This window comes from Nocardioides sp. Z21_20, assembly GCF_059766585.1.
In genome coordinates this window covers 422289-441384 of record NZ_JCBAJX010000001.1, presented here as the reverse complement: position 1 = coordinate 441384, position 19096 = coordinate 422289, and the positions used below count along the sequence as shown (strand labels likewise).

Annotated in this window: 17 protein-coding genes and 2 tRNA genes; 7 read left to right on the top strand and 12 right to left on the bottom strand. The window is 71.2% G+C overall.

What is annotated here, in order from left to right; translation table 11 throughout:
• The 5 genes from AC6EH9_RS02180 to pknB are packed head-to-tail and all read left to right on the top strand — an operon-like array spanning position 1 to position 7639.
• The gene (locus tag AC6EH9_RS02180; RefSeq protein ID WP_498420082.1) at positions 1–1416 is read left to right on the top strand and encodes a PP2C family protein-serine/threonine phosphatase; all 1416 of its coding nucleotides are present in this window, start codon (positions 1–3) and stop codon (positions 1414–1416) included.
• An 11-nt stretch (positions 1417–1427) separates the two neighbouring features.
• On the top strand, positions 1428–2813 hold the full coding sequence (locus AC6EH9_RS02175) for an FtsW/RodA/SpoVE family cell cycle protein (RefSeq protein ID WP_498420614.1): 1386 nt from the start codon (positions 1428–1430) through the stop codon (positions 2811–2813).
• Positions 2810–4264, top strand: a complete 1455-nt coding sequence (locus AC6EH9_RS02170) for a peptidoglycan D,D-transpeptidase FtsI family protein (protein WP_498420080.1) — start codon at positions 2810–2812, stop codon at positions 4262–4264. Before AC6EH9_RS02175 ends, AC6EH9_RS02170 begins: the two co-directional genes overlap by 4 nt.
• Positions 4261–5850, top strand: a complete 1590-nt coding sequence (locus tag AC6EH9_RS02165) for a protein kinase domain-containing protein (protein ID WP_498420077.1) — start codon at positions 4261–4263, stop codon at positions 5848–5850. The genes AC6EH9_RS02170 and AC6EH9_RS02165 overlap by 4 nt, the downstream gene beginning before the upstream one ends.
• Before the next feature lie 13 nt (positions 5851–5863).
• A complete protein-coding gene (gene pknB, locus AC6EH9_RS02160; RefSeq protein ID WP_498420076.1) occupies positions 5864–7639 on the top strand; it encodes a Stk1 family PASTA domain-containing Ser/Thr kinase in 1776 nt (591 codons plus the stop codon).
• A gap of 63 nt (positions 7640–7702) precedes the next feature.
• Here pknB and AC6EH9_RS02155 read toward each other — a convergent pair whose 3' ends face one another.
• A complete protein-coding gene (locus tag AC6EH9_RS02155) occupies positions 7703–8575 on the bottom strand; it encodes a DUF881 domain-containing protein (RefSeq protein ID WP_498420075.1) in 873 nt (290 codons plus the stop codon).
• A 68-nt stretch (positions 8576–8643) separates the two neighbouring features.
• Between AC6EH9_RS02155 and AC6EH9_RS02150 the strand changes: the two genes are divergently transcribed.
• A complete protein-coding gene (locus AC6EH9_RS02150; protein WP_498420074.1) occupies positions 8644–9105 on the top strand; it encodes a cell division protein CrgA in 462 nt (153 codons plus the stop codon).
• 181 nt (positions 9106–9286) lie between these two features.
• Here AC6EH9_RS02150 and AC6EH9_RS02145 read toward each other — a convergent pair whose 3' ends face one another.
• Both AC6EH9_RS02145 and AC6EH9_RS02140 read right to left on the bottom strand, forming a co-directional pair.
• The gene (locus tag AC6EH9_RS02145; protein WP_498420072.1) at positions 9287–10237 is read right to left on the bottom strand and encodes a rhomboid family intramembrane serine protease; all 951 of its coding nucleotides are present in this window, start codon (positions 10235–10237) and stop codon (positions 9287–9289) included.
• Positions 10238–10248: 11 nt separating this feature from the next.
• A complete protein-coding gene (locus tag AC6EH9_RS02140) occupies positions 10249–10761 on the bottom strand; it encodes a peptidylprolyl isomerase (protein ID WP_498420070.1) in 513 nt (170 codons plus the stop codon).
• A 138-nt stretch (positions 10762–10899) separates the two neighbouring features.
• Between AC6EH9_RS02140 and AC6EH9_RS02135 the strand changes: the two genes are divergently transcribed.
• Positions 10900–11640 (top strand): hypothetical protein, encoded by a 741-nt coding sequence (locus tag AC6EH9_RS02135; RefSeq protein ID WP_498420068.1) that lies wholly within the window; start codon positions 10900–10902, stop codon positions 11638–11640.
• 29 nt (positions 11641–11669) lie between these two features.
• Here the strand turns inward: AC6EH9_RS02135 and AC6EH9_RS02130 are convergent, their stop codons facing one another.
• From AC6EH9_RS02130 to gyrA, 9 genes are all read right to left on the bottom strand, one after another.
• Positions 11670–12710, bottom strand: coding sequence for a 1-acyl-sn-glycerol-3-phosphate acyltransferase (locus AC6EH9_RS02130; protein WP_498420066.1), 1041 nt, complete (start codon positions 12708–12710; stop codon positions 11670–11672).
• On the bottom strand, positions 12707–13540 hold the full coding sequence (locus tag AC6EH9_RS02125) for a patatin-like phospholipase family protein (RefSeq protein ID WP_498420064.1): 834 nt from the start codon (positions 13538–13540) through the stop codon (positions 12707–12709). The genes AC6EH9_RS02130 and AC6EH9_RS02125 overlap by 4 nt, the downstream gene beginning before the upstream one ends.
• Before the next feature lie 13 nt (positions 13541–13553).
• On the bottom strand, positions 13554–13934 hold the full coding sequence (locus AC6EH9_RS02120) for a DUF3817 domain-containing protein (RefSeq protein WP_498420062.1): 381 nt from the start codon (positions 13932–13934) through the stop codon (positions 13554–13556).
• Positions 13931–14833, bottom strand: a complete 903-nt coding sequence (locus tag AC6EH9_RS02115) for an SURF1 family protein (RefSeq protein WP_498420061.1) — start codon at positions 14831–14833, stop codon at positions 13931–13933. Before AC6EH9_RS02115 ends, AC6EH9_RS02120 begins: the two co-directional genes overlap by 4 nt.
• Positions 14834–15254: 421 nt before the next feature.
• Positions 15255–15327 (bottom strand) — tRNA-Ala (locus AC6EH9_RS02110).
• Positions 15328–15361: 34 nt separating this feature from the next.
• The gene (locus AC6EH9_RS02105) at positions 15362–15487 is read right to left on the bottom strand and encodes a DLW-39 family protein (RefSeq protein ID WP_498420060.1); all 126 of its coding nucleotides are present in this window, start codon (positions 15485–15487) and stop codon (positions 15362–15364) included.
• A 64-nt stretch (positions 15488–15551) separates the two neighbouring features.
• Positions 15552–15628 (bottom strand) — tRNA-Ile (locus AC6EH9_RS02100).
• Positions 15629–15725: 97 nt separating this feature from the next.
• Complete coding sequence (locus AC6EH9_RS02095) at positions 15726–16304, bottom strand: DUF3566 domain-containing protein (RefSeq protein ID WP_498420059.1); 579 nt, start codon at positions 16302–16304, stop codon at positions 15726–15728.
• A 5-nt stretch (positions 16305–16309) separates the two neighbouring features.
• Positions 16310–19003, bottom strand: a complete 2694-nt coding sequence (gyrA, locus tag AC6EH9_RS02090; RefSeq protein WP_498420612.1) for a DNA gyrase subunit A — start codon at positions 19001–19003, stop codon at positions 16310–16312.
• Positions 19004–19096: the final 93 nt, after the last annotated feature.

Here is a 19096-nt window from a genome sequence, read left to right as displayed (position 1 = left end):
ATGACCTCGACCGATTCCACGCCGGACACAGCGACGACGCTGCGGCTGAGGTACGCCGCGCTCTCCGACGTCGGGCGGGTCCGCAAGGACAACCAGGACTCCGGCTACGCCGGCCCGTGGCTGCTCACCGTGTGCGACGGGGTCGGCGGTGCCGCCCGCGGCGACGTCGCCTCCAGCACCGCCGTCCAGCAGCTGCGCCGCCTCGACGAGCCGCCGGCGCCGGGCGCCACCGGCGAGGCGCTGCTCGGCCTGGTCGCCGGCGCGCTGCACCGCGCGCACGACCGGATCGCCGAGCTCGTCGACGAGGACCCGGCGCTCAACGGCACCAGCACCACCGCCACCGTCGCCCTCTTCGACGGTCACCAGATCGGCATCGCCCACGTCGGCGACAGCCGCGCCTACCTGCTGCGCCAGGGCACCCTGTCCCAGCTCACCAAGGACCACACCTTCGTCCAGAGCCTGATCGACGAGGGCCGGATCACCGAGGCCGAGTCGCGGGTGCACCCGCACCGCAACCTGATCCTCAAGGCCCTCGACGGGGTGCACGAGACCGATCCCGACCTCTTCCACGTCGACCTGGCCGCCGGCGACCGGCTGCTGCTGTGCAGCGACGGTGCGAGCGGCGTGCTCGACGACGCCCGGCTGACCGACATCCTCAGCACCGGCACCCCCGACTACGCCGCCGTCGAGCTGGTCCGCGCCAGTCTGGAGGCCGGCAGCTCCGACAACGTCACCTGCGTGGTCGCCGACGTCGTGCCGGCCGACGCGGTGGGCACGGCCGAGGGCGAGGAGGCCGAGGAGCAGCAGCCGCTGCTGGTCGGCGCCGCTGCGGACCTGCCCCGGCGCCGCGGGCACGGGCTCTTCCGCGGTCACCGCTCCGGCGACACCGGCGAGCTGGAGGCCGTCGAGGCCGACCTGCCCCCCGACGTCGAGTACGCGATCCCCTCCGACCCGCTCGACCCCGAGCAGCTGCGCTACGCCCCGCGCCCGCCGCAGCGCTTCGTGTGGCTCAAGCGGCTCCTGCTGGGCCTGGTCATCGTCGGCGGGCTGTGGATCGTGCTCGCCGCGGCGTGGACCTGGAGCCAGCAGCAGTACTACGTCGCCGAGAACGACGGCGTGGTCGCGATCTACCGCGGCCTGGACGCGGACATCCCCGGCCTGGAGCTGTCGCACGCCTACGAGGACACCGACGTCCAGCTCGACCGGCTCTCCAGCTACCACGCCAACCAGATCCGCGAGGGCATCTCCGCCGACGACCTCGAGGACGCGCGGCGCATCGTCGACAACTTCGCCGAGAAGCAGGGTGACCCCGCCAGCGAGGACGAGACCACCGAGCCGAGCGCGACCCCCAGCGACTCCGCCACCCCGGAGCCGAGCGAGACGAGCAGGCCGCTGACCGGCACGGAGCTCGGGTGAGTGTGCAGCAGATGTCCCAGACCGGCTCCCTGATGGGCTTCACGCACCGGCGTCGCCGGGGCGCGGAGCTCTTCCTGCTGGTGCTCGCGCTCCTGGTCGGCATCGGCGGCTACGCCGCGGTCGGTCTCGGGGTGGACGGCACGGTGCCCACCGACCTGATCGGGTACGGCGGGTGGCTGGCCGCGCTGGTCGTCGCCGCCCACGTGGTGGTGCGCCTGACCGCGCCGTACGCCGACCCGGTGCTGCTGCCGGTGGTCGCCGCCCTGAACGGGCTCGGCCTCGCGGTGATCCACCGCCTCGACCTGGCCGAGGACAAGAGCAACGCCCCCCAGCAGCTGATCTGGATGACCCTGGGCGTGATGCTGTTCGTGCTCACCCTGGTGTTCCTGCGCGACCACCGGATCCTGCAGCGCTTCACCTACACCTGTGGGCTCTCCGCGATCGTGCTGCTGCTGCTGCCGATGCTGCCGCTGATCGGCAAGAGCGTGAACGGCGCGCGGATCTGGATCCACCTGGGCCCGTTCAGCTTCCAGCCCGGCGAGGTGGCCAAGGTGCTGCTGGTGATCGCCTTCGCCGGCTACCTCGTCCTGCACCGTGACGCGCTGGCCCTGGCCGGGCGCCGACTGGTCTTCATCGACCTGCCGCGCGGTCGCGACCTGGGGCCGATCCTGGCGATGTGGGCGATCAGCCTCGCCATCCTGGTCTTCCAGCGCGACCTCGGCTCGAGCCTGCTGTTCTTCGGCCTCTTCCTGATCCTGCTCTACGTCGCCACCGAGCGCCCCGGCTGGCTGGTCGTCGGCGGGCTGCTGTTCTCCAGCGGCGCGTTCGCGGCGTACACGCTGTTCGGGCACGTGCAGAACCGGGTGAACATCTGGCTGCACCCGATGGAGTACTTCGACCAGTCGCCGGGCAGCGGCCAGATCGTGGAGTCGATGTTCGGGATGGCCTGGGGCGGGCTGATCGGACGCGGCTTCGGCGAGGGCAGCCCCGACCGGGTGCCCTACGCGGAGTCGGACTTCATCATCGGCGCGATCGGCGAGGAGCTCGGGCTCACCGGGGTGATGGCCGTGATCCTGATGTACGGCCTGATCGTGGAGCGCGCCCTGCGCGCGGCGCTGGTGTGCCGCGACGGCTTCGGCAAGCTGCTGGCCACCGGCCTGGGCGGCGTCTTCGCGCTGCAGGTCTTCGTGGTCATCGGCGGCGTCACCAAGCTCATCCCGCTGACCGGCCTGACGACCCCCTTCCTCTCCTACGGCGGCTCCTCACTGGTCGCGAACTGGGTGATCATCGCTTTGCTGCTGCGCATCTCCGACCAGGCCCGGCGCCCGGTGCCCGACCTCTCGGTCGACCTCACCAAGCACGACGACGAGGCCACCCAGGTGGTGAAGCTCGGGTGAACAAGCCGATCCGCACGATCGCCGTCTTCTGCCTGCTGCTCTTCGGGGCCCTGCTCATCAACGCGACCTGGCTGCAGTACGTCCGCGCCGGCGAGCTCGGCGACGACCCGCGCAACCGCCGCGTCGTCGAGGCCGCGTTCTCCCGCGAGCGCGGCGCGATCATCGTCGGGCGCGACCCGGTCGCCGAGAGCGTCCCCTCCCGGGACAGCTACCAGTTCCAGCGCAAGTACCCCCAGCCGGCGAAGTACGCCCACACCACCGGCTACTTCTCCTTCTACAGCCAGGCCGGCATCGAGCGCAGCGAGAACGCCGTGCTGTCCGGTGACGACTCGCGGCTGTTCGTGACCCGCCTGGTCGACCTGCTCAGCAACACCGAGCCGGAGGGGGGCAGCGTCCAGCTGACCCTCGACCGGCAGGCCCAGGACGCCGCCTACGAGGGGCTCAGCGCCCTCGGCGACAACACCCGCGGCGCCGTCGTCGCGCTCGAGCCCTCCACGGGCAAGATCCTCGCCTCGGTCTCGCTGCCGACCTACGACCCCAACGAGCTCGCCAACCACGACCTGAGCGCGGTCAGCAAGACCTACGACCGGCTCAACGGGGCCGAGTCCCAGCCGCTGCTCAACCGGGCGAACCAGACCACGCTGCCGCCCGGGTCGACGTTCAAGCTGGTCACCGCCGCGGCCGCCCTGGAGACCGGCAACTACGACGCCGACTCGCTCGTGCCCGGGGGCAGCAGCTACCGGCTTCCGCTCTCCTCGACCACGATCGGCAACGGCGGCCGTGCCTGCGGCACCGACAAGATCACGATGACCCAGGCACTCCAGCAGTCGTGCAACACCACCTTCCTCGCCCTCGCCGACGAGCTCGGCAAGGACAAGATGCGCGCGCAGGCCGAGGACTTCGGCTTCAACAGCACCTACCTCGACGACCTGCCGATGTCGGAGAGCGTCTACCCCGACAACGGCGACGCGGCCCAGACCGCGCTCACCGGGATCGGCCAGTGGGACGTGCGGGCCACGCCGCTGCAGATGGCGATGGTGGCCGCCGGGATCGCCAACGGCGGAGTGGTGATGAAGCCCTACGTGGTCGACGAGATCCTCTCCCCCGACCTCGAGGTCCTGAACAAGAAGAACCCCAAACAGCTCTCCAAGGCGGTGGAGCCCTCCACCGCGACCGAGCTGAAGAAGATGATGGTCGCCACCGTCTCGGGCGGCACCGCCTCCCCCGCCGCGATCTCCAACGTCGACGTGGGCGGCAAGACCGGCACCGCGGAGAGCTGCGACGAGTGTCGCCCCTACGCGTGGTTCGTCTCGTTCGCACCGGCCGACGACCCCCAGGTGGCGGTGGCGGTGATGCTCGAGGACCTCGACTCCTCGGTGACCGAGATCGCCGGCGGCCAGCTGGGCGGCCCGATCGCCAAGGCCGTGATGGAGGCGGTGATCGACCAGTGAGCGGACCGGAGACCGGGACCAGCGGACGCTTCGTCGACGACGCGCACCGCTATCAGCTGGACTCGCGCATCGCCACCGGCGGCATGGGCGAGGTCTGGCGGGCCCGCGACACCGTGCTGGACCGGGCGGTCGCGGTGAAGCTGCTCAAGGCCGAGTACGCCGACGACGCGACGTTCCGCTCGCGCTTCGAGACCGAGGCCCGGCACGCGGCCGCGCTGCACCACCCCGGCGTCGCCGCGGTCTACGACTTCGGCGAGGCCGGCTCCCTCGACGGCTCGGGCGTCCCGCGGCCCTACCTGGTGATGGAGCTGGTCGACGGGCAGCCGCTCTCCGCACTGCTGCGTCCGGGTACGCCGCTCGACCCGCGCGCCACCCAGGACCTGATGGCGATGGCCGCCGACGCGATCGGCGCCGCGCACGCGGCCGGGATCGTGCACCGCGACGTGAAGCCGGCGAACATGCTGGTCACCCCCGACCGGACCCTCAAGATCACCGACTTCGGGATCGCGCGGGCCACCGAGGGGATGGCGCTCACCCAGACCGGCCAGGTGATGGGCACCCCGCAGTACCTCTCCCCGGAGCAGGCGCGCGGCTTGACCGCGACGCCGGCCTCCGACGTGTACTCCCTGGGCGTGGTGGCCTACGAGTGCCTCACCGGGCGTCGTCCGTTCACCGGGGACACCCCGGTCACCACGGCGCTGGCCCACCTGCGCGAGCCGGTGCCGGAGCTGCCCGAGTTCGTCCCGGCCGACCTCGCCTACGTCGTACGCAAGGCGCTGGCCAAGGACCCGGCCGACCGCTTCCCCGACGGGGCCAGCCTCGCCGCCGCCTTCCGGGACCCGGCCGCCGCGGCCGCGACCGACGCGGGCGAGCGCACCACGGTGCTCGCCGCGCCGGCGGCCGCTCCGGCCGACGCCACCCGGGTGATGCCGGCCACCGGCGCCCTGCCGGCCCAGGACACGGACCCGGCCACCGAGCCGGCGGCCCAGGACGACCGAGCCAAGAGGTCCCCGTGGCTGTGGGTCCTGCTGGGCACCGCCGTCCTGGTGCTCGCGGTGGTCGCCTTCCTGGCCCTGCGCGGCGACGACGGGGACACCCCCTCGGACGAGCCGACCAGGACCCCCAGGACGTCGGAGCCTCGGACCCCGAGCCAGCAGGCCGGCATCGAGGTCGACGAGGACGACTACATCGGTCGCGACGTCGACGCGGTCACCGCCGAGCTCGAAGGGCTCGGGCTCTCGGTCCGCGCCGAGGAGCTCGTGAACCCCGGCAACCAGGGTGAGGACCTCGTCGCGGGGGTCAACCCCAGCGGCATGCTCGAGGATGGCGACCGCGTCACGGTGACCTTCTGGGGCCCGGTCCGCGAGGAGCCCGAGCCGGAGCCGGAGCCGACCACCCCGGAGCCGACGCAGGAGCCGACGCCCACGGAGCCGACCCGGGAGCCGTCGCCGGAGCCCTCCTCGACGGAGCCGAGCCGCCCGGCCAGCACCGAGCCCGGCGAGGACGACACCACGTCTGCGGACCCCAGGCCGCAGAGTCCCGAGAACCAGACCACCCCCCAGACGCAGAGCCCGAGCGCAGGGTGAGAGGGCAGCACCGATGACGAACCACGGGTCCACCCCGGGACCGACGCTGGTCGGCGGACGCTACGAGCTCGGCGAGCTCCTCGGACGCGGCGGGATGGCGGAGGTCCGCAAGGGCACCGATCGGCGGCTGGGCCGCACGGTGGCCGTCAAGCGGTTGCGCACCGACCTGGCCAGTGACTCCACCTTCCAGGCGCGGTTCCGGCGCGAGGCGCAGTCCTCGGCGTCGCTGAACCACCCCGCCATCGTCTCGGTCTACGACACCGGCGAGGAGTGGTCGCAGGCCGACGCCAACGGCCACGAGGGCGTCGCGCAGCCGTACATCGTGATGGAGTTCGTCGCGGGACACACCCTGCGCGAGATCCTGCGCGAGGGCCGCAAGATCCTGCCCGAGCGCGCCCTGGAGATCACCAGCGGCGTCCTGTCCGCGCTGGACTACTCCCACCGCGCCGGGATCATCCACCGCGACATCAAGCCCGGCAACGTCATGCTCACCCCGTCGGGCGACATCAAGGTGATGGACTTCGGTATCGCCCGTGCTATCTCCGATGCCTCCTCGGCGATGACCCAGACGGCCGCCGTCGTCGGGACCGCGCAGTACCTCTCCCCCGAGCAGGCCCGCGGCGAGACCGTCGACTCGCGATCCGACGTCTACTCCACCGGCTGCCTGCTCTACGAGCTGCTCACCGGGCGCCCGCCGTTCATCGGCGACAGCCCGGTCGCGGTCGCCTACCAGCACGTGCGCGAGCCGGCGACGCCTCCGTCCCACTACGAGGCCGACCTGACGCCCGAGATCGACGCCATCGTGATGAAGGCCCTGGCCAAGCGGGTCGAGGACCGCTACCAGAGCGCTGCCGCGATGCGCAGCGACATCGAGCGCTACCTGGCCGGACGGCCCGTGCAGGCGCCGCCGGTCGACGCCGAGCCCAGCCACCAGCTCGAGGGCCCCTCCTCGGACCCGTCGGTCAACGGCACCGTGCAGGGCTCGGGTGACGACCGCCGCAACGGCAACCGCGGCTGGCTGATCGCGCTGGTGGCGCTGCTGCTGGTGATCCTCGGCGGCTTCGCGGCGCTCTTCCTGATGGACTCCGAACCCGAGCCGGTCCAGGTCCCCGACCTCAGCACGATGACCGAGGACGAGGCCCGGGCAGCCCTCGGTGAGCGGGGCCTCGGGGTGGGCCAGATCGAGGAGGCGACCAGTGACGACGTGCCGCAGGGCCAGGTCAGCGACCAGGACCCCAGCGCCGGCTCGTTCGTCGTCCCCGACTCCTCGGTGTCGTTCACGGTCTCCCTGGGCAAGCCGCAGGTCGAGGTGCCCTACGTCCTGGGCCAGGGGCGCCTCGCCGCCACCGAGACCCTGGAAGCCGCCGATCTCAAGGTGAAGATGGTCGAGCGCGACGACGACGCCGAGCGCGGCCGGGTGATCGAGACCCAGCCCGCCCCCGGCACCCCGGTCGCCGTGGACACCATCGTCACGGTCTACTACTCCGATGGCCCCGAGGAGGTCCCCGACGTCGTCGGCCTGAGCGTGGCCAAGGCCACCCAGCTGATCGAGGAGGCCGGCTTCACCAAGGTCAAGGTGTTCAAGAGCGACGACACCAAGAAGAAGAAGGGCACCGTCCTGGAGCAGACGCCGCTGGGTGGGGAGTCCGCGACCACCGAGACGACCGTGGTGCTGGTGGTCTCCTCCTACGAGCCCGAGCTGGAGCCGACGACGCCGCCCACGCCCAGCGAGTCGCCCACCGAGATCCCGCCGACGACACCCCCGACCACCGAGCCGACGACGCCCTGATCCGCGGCCCGGACCACCCCGCGCACCAGCCAGGTGCCGGGCGGGGTGTCGGGCCGGGTGCGGCTACGCGCCGGTGTCGGTGGCCGGCAGGGCCTCGGCGTACTGCAGGTCGACGAGTCCTTCGTAGGCCGGGGCGACGAGATCGTCCTCGAGCTCGAGGTCCCAACCGATCGCGATGTCGGGGTTCTGCGACTGCTCGCGGTAGACGCTGACGGCCTCGTCCGCGGCCAGTGAGTCCAGGATTTCGCCCTGATCCCCGATCGCGGAGATCACGAACGGCTGGGGGTAGGGCACGCTCTGCAGGCGCACCGAGTTGCCCTCGCACTTGATGCCGGTGGTGGACACGACCCGCTGGCCGGCGATGGTGACGGCGCGAGCCCCGCCCTTCCACATCGCGTTGACGACCGCCTGGATGTCCTGCTGATGCACCACCAGCAGGTTGGCCGGGGTCTCGTCGGCGGCGGTGTCCGGCGCGTCCGAGAGCGTGACGGTGACCCCGGTGCCCCGACGCGGGACGAGGCCGGCGGGGTCCTCGAGCCGCTCCATCCTGCCCCGGTAGCGGCGCACGGTGGTGTCGTCGATGCTCCGGCTCAGCTTCGCGATCTCCTTGTTGAGCCGGGCCACGCGGTCGCGCTTCTTCTCCACCTGCCGGCTCTCCGCGCTCACCAGCGAGGCGAGGTCGGCGTAGCGCCCGGGGCGCAGGTCGGTGCCTCCGCTGTTCTCGGCGCTGGCCACGAACAGCGCCCCGCTCAGCGCGAAGATCAGCGGGGTGGCCACCGCCCACGCACCTCGACCACCGCGCCCGCGCGGGGACAGCGAGGAGACCGCGTGCGCCGAGAGCCGCTTGATCCGCGAGACGCGACCCTCCGGCGTACCCGGGTCGGTCTGCTCCGGGTCGGGCACGCCCGGGTGGTCTGCGTGAGAACCGGGGGTCATGACGACTACGCTAGCCCGCGGCGCGTGAGGTATCACCGTCAGCCCGCCCGTGTAGCCAAGGAGATCTGGTGTCCAAGCCGAAGGCCCACCAACCGACCGAGCCGACCCTGACCGGGAAGGTGTTCTCGATCCGGTTCCTGATCACCCTGCTGCTGGTGGTGCTCGGCATCGCCTGGATCGCCGTCTACTACTCGACCGTGCGGGTGGCGCCGCTCTCCGACGCCGAGCCCGGCGGGCCGGCGTTCATGGCGGACCTGGAGATGTGGAACTACCTGATCGGCTTCGGGCTGATCATGCTCGGCCTGGTGATCGCCGCCCATCCGTCGACCCCGCTGGGCCGTGGCCGCGGCGTGGTGGTCGGCATGCTCGGCTGCTTCCTGATCGGCCTGCTGTGGATCTGCACGTTCTACGTGTTCAGCGGCACCAAGCTCGACGAGGTGTGGGTGCTCAACGACCTCGACCAGTGGAACCTGGTCGTCGGCATCGGGTTCATGGCGGTGGGCTTCGCCTTCGCCACCCGCTGGGAGTGACCCCTCCCCCGCATCCGGTGCCCCCGGCACCCGCACGCGACGAAGGCCCGGACCGAGTGGTCCGGGCCTTCGTCGTTCCCCGGTGCGGCGAGGTTCTCCACATTGGGGATAACTCCTGTGGAGAACTTACAGCGATGTTATTCACCGGTTATCCACAGGCTGTGCAGAACTTTCGGACCGCTCAACCGAGGCCGGCCACCCGCACCGCCGTGGCCGCGAGCAGGGCCAGCAGCAGCGCTGCCAGCCCGAGTCCCTGCCACAGCGTTCGGTGCTTGCGCGGGGCGTAGACGATGATCGCGGCGACGAGGAGCCCGCCGACCAGGCCACCGAGGTGGCCCTGCCAGGAGATGAACTGGCTGCCCAGCACGGTGATGACGACGTTGATGCCGATCCAGCCCAGCAGGGAGGACGTGTTGGCCCCGACCCGCAGGGCCACGACCAGCAGCCCGCCCATCAGCCCGAAGATGGCTCCCGAGGCTCCCAGCGTGGTGCTGGTCTCGGGAGCGAGCCAGAGCACCGCCACCGACCCGCTGAGCGCCGAGAGCAGGTAGAGCGCCAGGAACCGCGCCCGCCCGATCGCCAGCTCCAGCTGCGGCCCGAGGAACCACAGCGCCAACATGTTGAAGCCCAGGTGCATGGGCTCCACGTGGGTGAAGGCGCTGGTCAACATCTGCCACAGCGCCCCGTCGGCCACTCCCGGCAGCCACAACCCGTCCCCCGGCGGGTTCGTGCGGGTCAGGCAGGAGGACTCCGAGAACAGCGCGTAGGTGCCCTCGGGGGACTGCCGGGACTCGCAGGTGCCGACCGGCGAGAGCGCCAGTCGGTAGAACCACGAGCTGGCCTGTCCCCCGGTGCCCAGCAGCGCCAGCCAGATCCCCACGTTCGTCACGATCAGCACGATCGACGTCAGTGCGGGGTTGCTCGAGCGCTTTCCGCCGTACGGCGCGCGCCCGGCGCGCGTCGTACGCGCACCCTCGGCCACGCACTCGACGCACTGGAAGCCCACGGCCGCGTCGCGCATGCAGTCGGGACAGATCGGACGGTCACACCGCTGGCAGCGGATGTAGGTCTCGCGGTCGGGGTGCCGATAGCAGGTCGGAACCCCGGCCGCGGGGGCCGGCTCGCCGGGCATCGGGGGCGTGCTCAGGAGCGGACGATCTGGACCGTCTCGATGACGACGGGCTCGACCGGGCGGTCACGGCCGTCGGTCTTGACCTTGTCGATGGCGTCGACGACGTCGCGCGACGCCTGGTCGGCGACCTCACCGAAGATCGTGTGCTTGAAGTTCAGCCACGGAGCGGTCCCGGTGGTGATGAAGAACTGCGAGCCGTTGGTGCCCGGCCCCGCGTTGGCCATCGCCAGCAGGTAGGGCTTGTCGAAGACGAGCTCGGGGTGCGGCTCGTCCTTGAACGTGTAGCCCGGGCCGCCGGTGCCGGTGCCCAGCGGGCAGCCGCCCTGGAGCATGAAGCCCGCGATGATGCGGTGGAAGCCGAGTCCGTCGTAGAACGGGCCGGTCTTGCCGCCGTCGGCCTTGTAGTCCTTGGTGCCCTCGGCGAGGCCGACGAAGTTGTCGACCGTCTCCGGAGCGTGGTTCGGAAGGAGGTTGATGACGATGTCACCGTGGTTGGTCTTGATGATGGCCTGCAGGTCAGCCATATGTCTGCCTCTCGATGGACGATTGGTGCGGCTCTGATCCTCCCACGATCGACCAACCCGGCCATTGTGGGTACTGCACCGGCACCGCCCCCGGCTCGGCGTGTGTCGGGAGCCGTTTGCCGGGGCATGATCGAATGTGTGGGACACGACAAGAGGAAGGCCACCATGGGCATCCGCAAGAAGAAGTCCGTCATCGACCAGGCCATTGACCAGGCGACCGAGTTCGCCGAGTCCGTCCGCCCCCAGCTCGAGTCCGCGCTCGTGACCGCGAGGGAGAAGGCCGGCCCTGCGCTCGCCGACGCCCGCGAGCGCGCCGTCGAGCTGTCCACCGAGGCCCGGGAGAAGGCAGCACCCCTCCTGGCAGACGCTCGTGATCGGGCTGTCGAGCTCTCGGCCGAGGCGCGCGAGAAGGCCACCCCGCTGATCGCGGAGGGTCGCACCAAGGCCGCGGCCGGTGCCGCCGTCGGCGCGGCGTACGCCGCGGAGAAGGCCGCGCACGGCAAGGAGCTGGCCGCCGCCAAGCTGGCCGAGCTCAAGGCCGAGCCGGAGCCGGAGCCCAAGAAGGGCGGCAAGCTCCGCAAGATCGTGCTGTTCAGCGCCCTCACGGGGCTGGCTGCGTTCGCGGTGAAGAAGCTGACGGCCGACAAGTCCTCGGACAACTGGCAGTCGTCGTACACGCCGACGCCGCCGTCGCAGACGGCTGCTCCGAGCACCCCGGCCAGCCCCGTCGCCACCGCGGCCGCGGCCGTGGAGGAGGACGACCGGGCCGCCGCGTCGCCCGACGAGGCGCTCTCGGACGCCACCGACCAGCCGCACGAGCCGACGACGCCCGACGCACCCGCCGAGGTCATCGACATCGACCCCGACAACCGGGCCTGATCCCGGGGCGCCGTACCGGCGCCGCGTCGTCAGCGGGACCGGCCGGAGGGAAGATCCTCCGGCCGGTTCTGTGCTATCCAGGCGTCGATGCGCTCCCACCAGTCGTAGAGCCACTCGATGCGCTCCTCGCGTCCGGCGGGGATCTCGGCGCGCGGCACCTGCCACCAGCGCATGATGATCTGCTTGTCCATCGGCAGCTCGCGCCAGACGTCGGCCACGGTCAGCAGGTGGTCGAGCCCGGTGTGGGCGACCAGGACCACGTCGGCGTCGGGTGCCGCGTCCAGCGCTGCGATGAAGCCCCCGGGCCGGGGCGCCAGCACGTGGGTCATCGACTCGGCGCGTACCGCCATCCGCTCCAGGCCGAGTCGGCGAAGCCGGCTGATCGCCCGCTCCCGGCGCTTCGGGGTGAAGTTGCCTCCCTCGGGGAAGATCACGAACGCGTCGTTCTCGTCCAGGCCGCTGACCAGCTCGCCGATGTGCGACTCGAGGTCCTCGCCGGCACCCGGGTTGGGGGAGATGAACCGGGCCGGGAGCCGGCCCAGCAGGACGTCGATCATCGGGTCCCAGGCCAGGGTGTCCTTGAGGACCACCCGCGGCTCGCGGTGGTACCAGTGCAGCAGCGCGTACATCAGCGTGAACGAGTCCCCCGGTCCCGCGTGGCGACAGCACACCAGCAGTGGTCGACCGGGGTGGGCGTCCGGGGCGGGACCCTCGGTGACGATCCGCAGCCGGACCACCCGGCGCGCCTCGCGGAAGAAGACCCAGAGCAGGCCCTGGGCCAGGTCGTAGTGGATGCCCTCGAAGTAGGGGGTGCGGATCCGGCGGCCGAACCCCGAGGAGAGCCACCAGCCGAACATCACGATCAGCAGCAGGCTCTCGCAGGTCAGGTAGAGGACCACGACCCACAGCAGGCGCAGCGCCCGCCACCGGCCCGGGGCCAGCGGGGAGATGGCCGCCGCGAGGATCAGCCACAGCGGCAGCGTCACCCAGATCAGCGCCGTCAGCGCGATCACGGCCGGAGCGAGCACGAGCCGGCGCAGCAGACGGACCAGGAGCGAGCGCCAGGTCACGCGCCCACTCCGTGCTCGCGCAGGTAGGACAGCGACTCCTGGTAGGTCGCCGTGATGCGCTGGTGCACGGAGGAGAAGTCACGGTGGGCGCGCAGGGAGTCGTCGAAGGCAGAGGTGCCTGCCGCCGGGAGCACGTGCGCCTCGATGTGCGCGGGCAGCTCGGCCATCTCGCGCACGAAGCGGTGCCGGCGGGCGATCTCGAAGGAGACCCGCGCCACCTCCCACGGCTTGCGGGGCACGGTGAGGGGCCGGTCGATCCGGCCGACCTGGAGCACGAAGATGCGATCGGCTCCCAGCTGGGCCGCGCGGCCCACCGGGATCGTGTTGACGATGCCACCGTCGAGGAAGTGCTCCCCGCCCACCCGGGCCGGCGGCAGCAGACCCGGTGCGGCGGCGCTCGCCACGACCGCGTCGACGACCGGGCCCTCGCTGAACCAGTGCTCCGCGGCGCGCTCGATGCTGGCCGCGCACACCTGGAACTCGACAGCGAGGTCGGCGAAGGTGATCTCGCCGAGCTCGTCGCGCAGCCGCTGGATGAGCGGCTTCGCCGAGTAGATGTGGGTGCCGGTCACCATCGCGCGCCGTACCGTGCGCAGCGGGCGGTCGCCGTACACGTCGCCGCTGTCGGCCGCCGACTGCCACAGCTGCGTGAGGCGGGCGATCACCGAGCCGTCCGGCTGGCGGGCCACCATCGCCCCGTTGATCGCGCCGACGCTGGTGCCGAGCACCAGGTCGGGGACGACGCCACGCTCGAAGAGGGCCTGCAGCATGCCGACCTCGGCGGCGCCGAGGACCCCGCCGCCACCGAGCACGAATGCGGTGGTCGTCACCCTCGGGAACGTATCAGGCGAGCTCGGGGTGGTGCGCCTTCACGCGCTGGGTCGCCCGGTGCTCGGCCCAGAAGGAGAGGATCGGCACGGTGCCGCAGATCAGCGTCACGAGCGTGAAGCCGATGTCCCAGTCGTCCTTGCGCGAGAGCATGAACGCCATCAGCACGAAGATCATGTAGAGCCAGCCGTGGGCGACGCCGAGGTACTCGGTGATCGCCTCGCCGACGTGCTGGGCGTCGCCGCCGGTGGGGAACCAGTTGGGGGTGCTGTCGAAGAGGCCCCACATGCCGGTGCCGTCGAAGTTGGCGAGCGGTACGCCGACCAGGCACAGCACGATGAGCAGGACACCGACGATGCTGGCCATCACCCGATAACGGAGGAGCGCGGCTTTCACGACCTGGACGGTACCGGGTCAACCTGAGGGGTGGCTGAGTCGGGGCTGGGCTGATCCTGATCCCCCCGGTCCTCGTCGTCCGGGCCGTCGTCGGGCTCGTCGCCGCTGGACTTCGCGAGCTCGTCGCGGACGTAGCGCCACCAGATGTAGACGGCGAAGGCCGCGAACATCCACCACTCCACCGCGTAGAGCAGGTTGCGCAGGCCGGTGGACCCGTCCGACTTCGGCAGGGCGTCGAGGGTGGCCTGGCTGAGCCCGTCCACGGCCTCGACGGCGCCGTCCGCCTCGGGCCAGCCGGTGGCGCCGGCGTCGACCGCCTCGCGCACCGCGTCCGGGCCGATGGCCACGGCGTAGCCGCTGTAGAGGTCCTGCTCGACGTGCTGGATCGCGTCGGCCAGCCGCAGCTGCGGCAGCAGGTCGTCGCTCGGGTCGGGGTCGGTGGCCCCGGTGCCCTCGGCCGGCTGCAGCCAGGCGAGGATCTCGGCCTCGCCGGTGGGCGGCTCGGGCGCGCTCGCCGGGTCGGGCTCGGGGTCGTCGAGGAAGCCGCGCACCACGAGCAGCGCCGGCGCGTCGGCGCCACCCCCGACGGCCATCGGCGTGACCACCCACGAGCCCTCGACGCCGTCCTGGGTGCGATCGGTGACGTAGACCGTGCCCTCGGGCACCCAGGTGCCCTCGACCAGCACCGGCTGGCCCACCCGGTCGGCGGGGAACGGGTCGTCGGGGCCCATCAGCTCCGCCAACGGCACCGGCGCCTGAAGGGTCAGGTCACGCGCCTCGGCGTCGCGCTGGGCCTGCCAGGACTCCATCTGCCACAGCCCGAGGCTCACCGCCACGACCGTGCACAGACCCCCCACCAGGTGCGCCAACCAGAAACGACGGGCAAGGACAGCAGGCACGCTCCCAGGGTACGCCGCCCCCCACCGCCCCCCGACTCGGCGTGAACTAGCGGCGTACGCACCCCGAGTCGGCGTGAACTCACCGCCGAGAGGCGCCGAGACGGCGTTACTTCGCGATCGGCGGCTCATCGCACGCCGACTCGACCGTCGTACGACGCGAGTTCACGCCGACTCGGCGCGGGGGCGACGGTGATGTAGCTGCCGTCCGGCCTCGCGTCGCCGCATCTCTCGCCCGCTTACCCGCAGGTAACTGGAGGATCGCACGCACCAGGTGCACGGGAATCTCCAGTTACCCGTCAGTCACCTGAGGCGCGCCCAGCCAGGGCGGCGGGGCGGGCGCGGCTGTGCGGGTGGTGGGCGCGAGCAGGCGGCTGGGTCAGCAAGGAGAGGAGACCGCAGGCCGACCTTCGCGTTCAGTGGGTGGAGCCTAGGGGACTCGAACCCCTAACCCCCTGCTTGCAAAGCAGGTGCGCTACCAATTGCGCCAAGGCCCCTGATGCCGGCCCAGCGGGCCGGCGGTGGATCTGATCAGGCCTTCGCGACCGGGTCGGTCGCCTCGGCCCAGAGAGCCTGCTCGCGCTTGCTGTCGTCGACCTTCTTCTTCACCATCACGGCGCCGAGGGCGGCCAGCAGGACGAGGGTGAGCTTCTTCACGGGATCTCCCAGGTGGGTCGTGCCACGTCGAAGGGGCGAGGCGTGGCGGAGAAGCAGACGCGGGTGGTGGGCCTAACAGGACTTGAACCTGTGACCTCTTCCTTATCAGGGAAGCGCTCTAACCGTCTGAGCTATAGGCCCGCGTGGGTATCGCCGATCATCGGCAACGACCGAGGGGGAACATTACCCCACGCCCGCGGAGGCCGACAAAACGGCCCCCGCGGGCATCACACCAGGCTCAGTGCTCGTCCTCGGCCAGGGTGACGTCGATGCCGCCGAGCAGGGCGGCGGCCATGTTGTACAGGAACGCGCCCAGGGTCGCCATCGCGGTGATCAGCACCACGTCGATGACCGAGACCAGCATCGTGAAGCCCATCACGCGGGAGAGTCCGACGTAGTTCTCGACGTCGAAGTCGGCCGCCTCCTCGCCGCCGATCACGTCCTGCACGGTGCCGTTGATCGACTCCCACACGCCGGCGATCCCGAGCACCGACCACACGATGAACACCGAGACGATGGTGACGATCGCGAAGGCGATCGAGAGCAGGAACGCGGTCTTCATCACCGACCAGGGCTCGATCCGCGTCAGCCGCAGTCGTGCCCGGCGCGGCGGGCGGCGCGTGCCGGACGTGCTCGCGGCCTTCGCCGCCTTGCTCGGCGAGTGCGGGTCGGCGTTGGCGGCGTGCTGGTCGGCGACGCCGGAGAACGCCGCCTGCAGCCGGCTGGTCATCGCGGGTCGCACCGCGGTGTCCGAGCTGCGCGCGTCCCCGCCTGCCTTGGTCGGTGGTGTGCCCCTATTGGCCGGGGTATCGGTCATCGGCGTCACTCCCTGGTCTCGTCGGCACCGGAGTCGCCGTCCACGTCGTTGTCGGCAGCGCTCATCGTGTCTTCCTCGGACGACTCGTCAGCGATTGTTGCATCCGCCTCCACGGCCGAGGCCTGCGCGGAGCCCTCGGCGCCGGACTCGGCGCCGGACTCGTCGACCGGCTCGCCGTCCGGCCCGACCTCCTCCTCGGCGTCCTCCTTGGCCTCCACCGAGCGGGCCACGACCGCGACCGCGTCGCCCTTCTTGGGCTTGGCGAACTTCACGCCCATCGTGGATCGGCCGGTGGGCCGGAACTCGGCGTTGATCGGGCTGCGCACCACCTGACCGGCCTGGGTGATCAGCAGCACCTCGTCGCCCTCCTCCACGATGAACGCGCCGACCAGGCTGCCGCGCTCCTCGTTGGCCAGCGACATCGCCTTGATGCCGATGCCGCCGCGCGACTGCAGGCGGTACTCCGAGATCCGGGTCCGCTTGGCGAAGCCGCCGTCGGTGATCGTGAAGACGTACTGCTCCTTGACGTCCGGCAGGTCACCGGGCGCGGTGGACTCGCCGGCCTCGGCTGCCTTGGCCTCGGCGGCCTCCTCGGCCGCCACCTGCTCGGCGCGGATGACCGACATCGACAGCAGCGCGTCGCCGTCGCGGAACTTCATCCCCGAGACGCCCGAGGTGGCGCGTCCCATCGGCCGCAGCTGGCTGTCGTCGGCGCGGAACCGGATCGCCTGGCCCTTGCGCGAGACCAGCAGGATGTCGTCCTCGGCGTTGACCAGCTCGGCGCCGATCAGCTCGTCGTCGTCCTCGCGGAAGTTGATCGCGATGACGCCGGCCTGACGCGGGCTGTTGTAGTCGCCCAGCCGGGTCTTCTTGATCAGCCCGGTCCGGGTGGCGAGCACCAGGTACGGCGCCTGCTCGTAGTCGCGGATCGCCAGCACCTGCGCGATCTTCTCGTCGGGCTGGAAGCTCAGCAGCCCGGCCACGTGGCCGCCCTTGGCGTCGCGCGAGGCCTCCGGCAGGTTGTACGCCTTGGTCCGGTAGACCCGCCCGGCGGTGGTGAAGAACAGCAGCCAGTGGTGGTTGGTGGTGGCGATGAAGTGCTCGACGACGTCGTCGCCGCGCAGCGTCGCACCGCGCACGCCCTTGCCGCCGCGCTTCTGGGTGCGGTATTGGTCGGCGCGGGTCCGCTTGGCGTAGCCGCCGCGGGTGATGGAGACGACGAGCTCCTCGTCGGGGATCAGGTCCTCCATCGAGAGGTCGCCGTCGGCCGCGATGATCTGGGTACGGCGGTCGTCGCCGTACTTCTCCACGATCGCCTCGAGCTCGTCGGCGACGATCTGGCGCTGGCGGGTGAGGTTCGCCAGGATGTCCTCGAGGTCGGCGATCTCGAGCTCGATCTCGGCGAGCTCGTTGATGATCCGCTGGCGCTCCAGGGCAGCCAGCTTGCGCAGCTGCATGTTGAGGATCGCGTCGGCCTGGATGTCGTCGATCTCCAGCAGCTCGATCAGGCCCTGCCTGGCCTCGTCGACGTCCGGGGAGCGCCGGATCAGGGCGATGACCTCGTCGAGGGCGTCCAGGGCCTTGGCCAGACCACGCAGCACGTGGGCGCGACGCTCGGCCTCGGCGAGCCGGTAGCGGGTCCGGCGCTGGATGACCTCGACCTGGTGCTCGACCCAGTTGCTGATGAACTGGTCGATGCTCAGCGTGCGGGGCACGCCGTCCACCAGCGCCAGCATGTTGGCGCTGAAGTTGGTCTGCAGCTCGGTGTGCTTGAGCAGGTTGTTCAGCACCACCCGCGCCACCGCGTCGCGGCGCAGCACCACGACCAGGCGCTGGCCGGTGCGGTCGGAGGTGTCGTCACGCACGTCGGAGATGCCCTGGACCCGCCCGGAGTCGGCGAGCTCGGCGATCTTCAGCGCGAGGTTGTCGGGGTTGACCATGTAGGGCAGCTCGGTGATCACCAGGCAGGTGCGACCGCGCTTGTCCTCGTCGATCTCGATCACCGCACGCTGGGTGACCGAGCCGCGACCGGTGCGGTAGGCCTGCTCGATGCCCTGGCGACCCACGATCAGCGCGCCGTTGGGGAAGTCAGGGCCCTTGATCCGCTCGATCAGCGCGTCCTGCAGCTCCTCGCGGGTGGCGTCGGGGTGCTCGAGCGCCCACTTCGCACCCTCGGCCACCTCGCGCAGGTTGTGCGGCGGGATGTTGGTCGCCATCCCCACCGCGATGCCGGCCGAGCCGTTGACCAGCAGGTTCGGGTAGCGCGCCGGCAGGACCACCGGCTCCTGGGAGCGGCCGTCGTAGTTGGGCTGGAAGTCGACGGTGTCCTCGTGGATGTCGCGCACCATCTCGAGGGCCAGCGGAGCCATCCGGCACTCGGTGTACCGCATCGCGGCGGCCGCGTCGTTGCCCGGGGAGCCGAAGTTGCCCTGGCCCTGCACCAGCGGCGCGCGCATCACCCACGGCTGCGCCAGGCGCACCAGGGTGTCGTAGATCGCGGTGTCGCCGTGCGGGTGGTACTGACCCATCACGTCGCCGACGACGCGGCTGCACTTGGAGAAGCCGCGGTCGGGCCGGTAGCCGCCGTCGTACATCGCGTAGATCACCCGGCGGTGCACCGGCTTGAGCCCGTCGCGTACGTCGGGCAGCGCGCGGCCGACGATGACCGCCATCGCGTAGTCGATGTAGGCGCGCTGCATCGACGTCTGCAGCTCGACGGGCTCGATCCGCCCGCCGAGGGGGGGCTCAGTGGTGTTGTCAGTCACGATTGTTCTCTCTGCTCGGCTCTACTC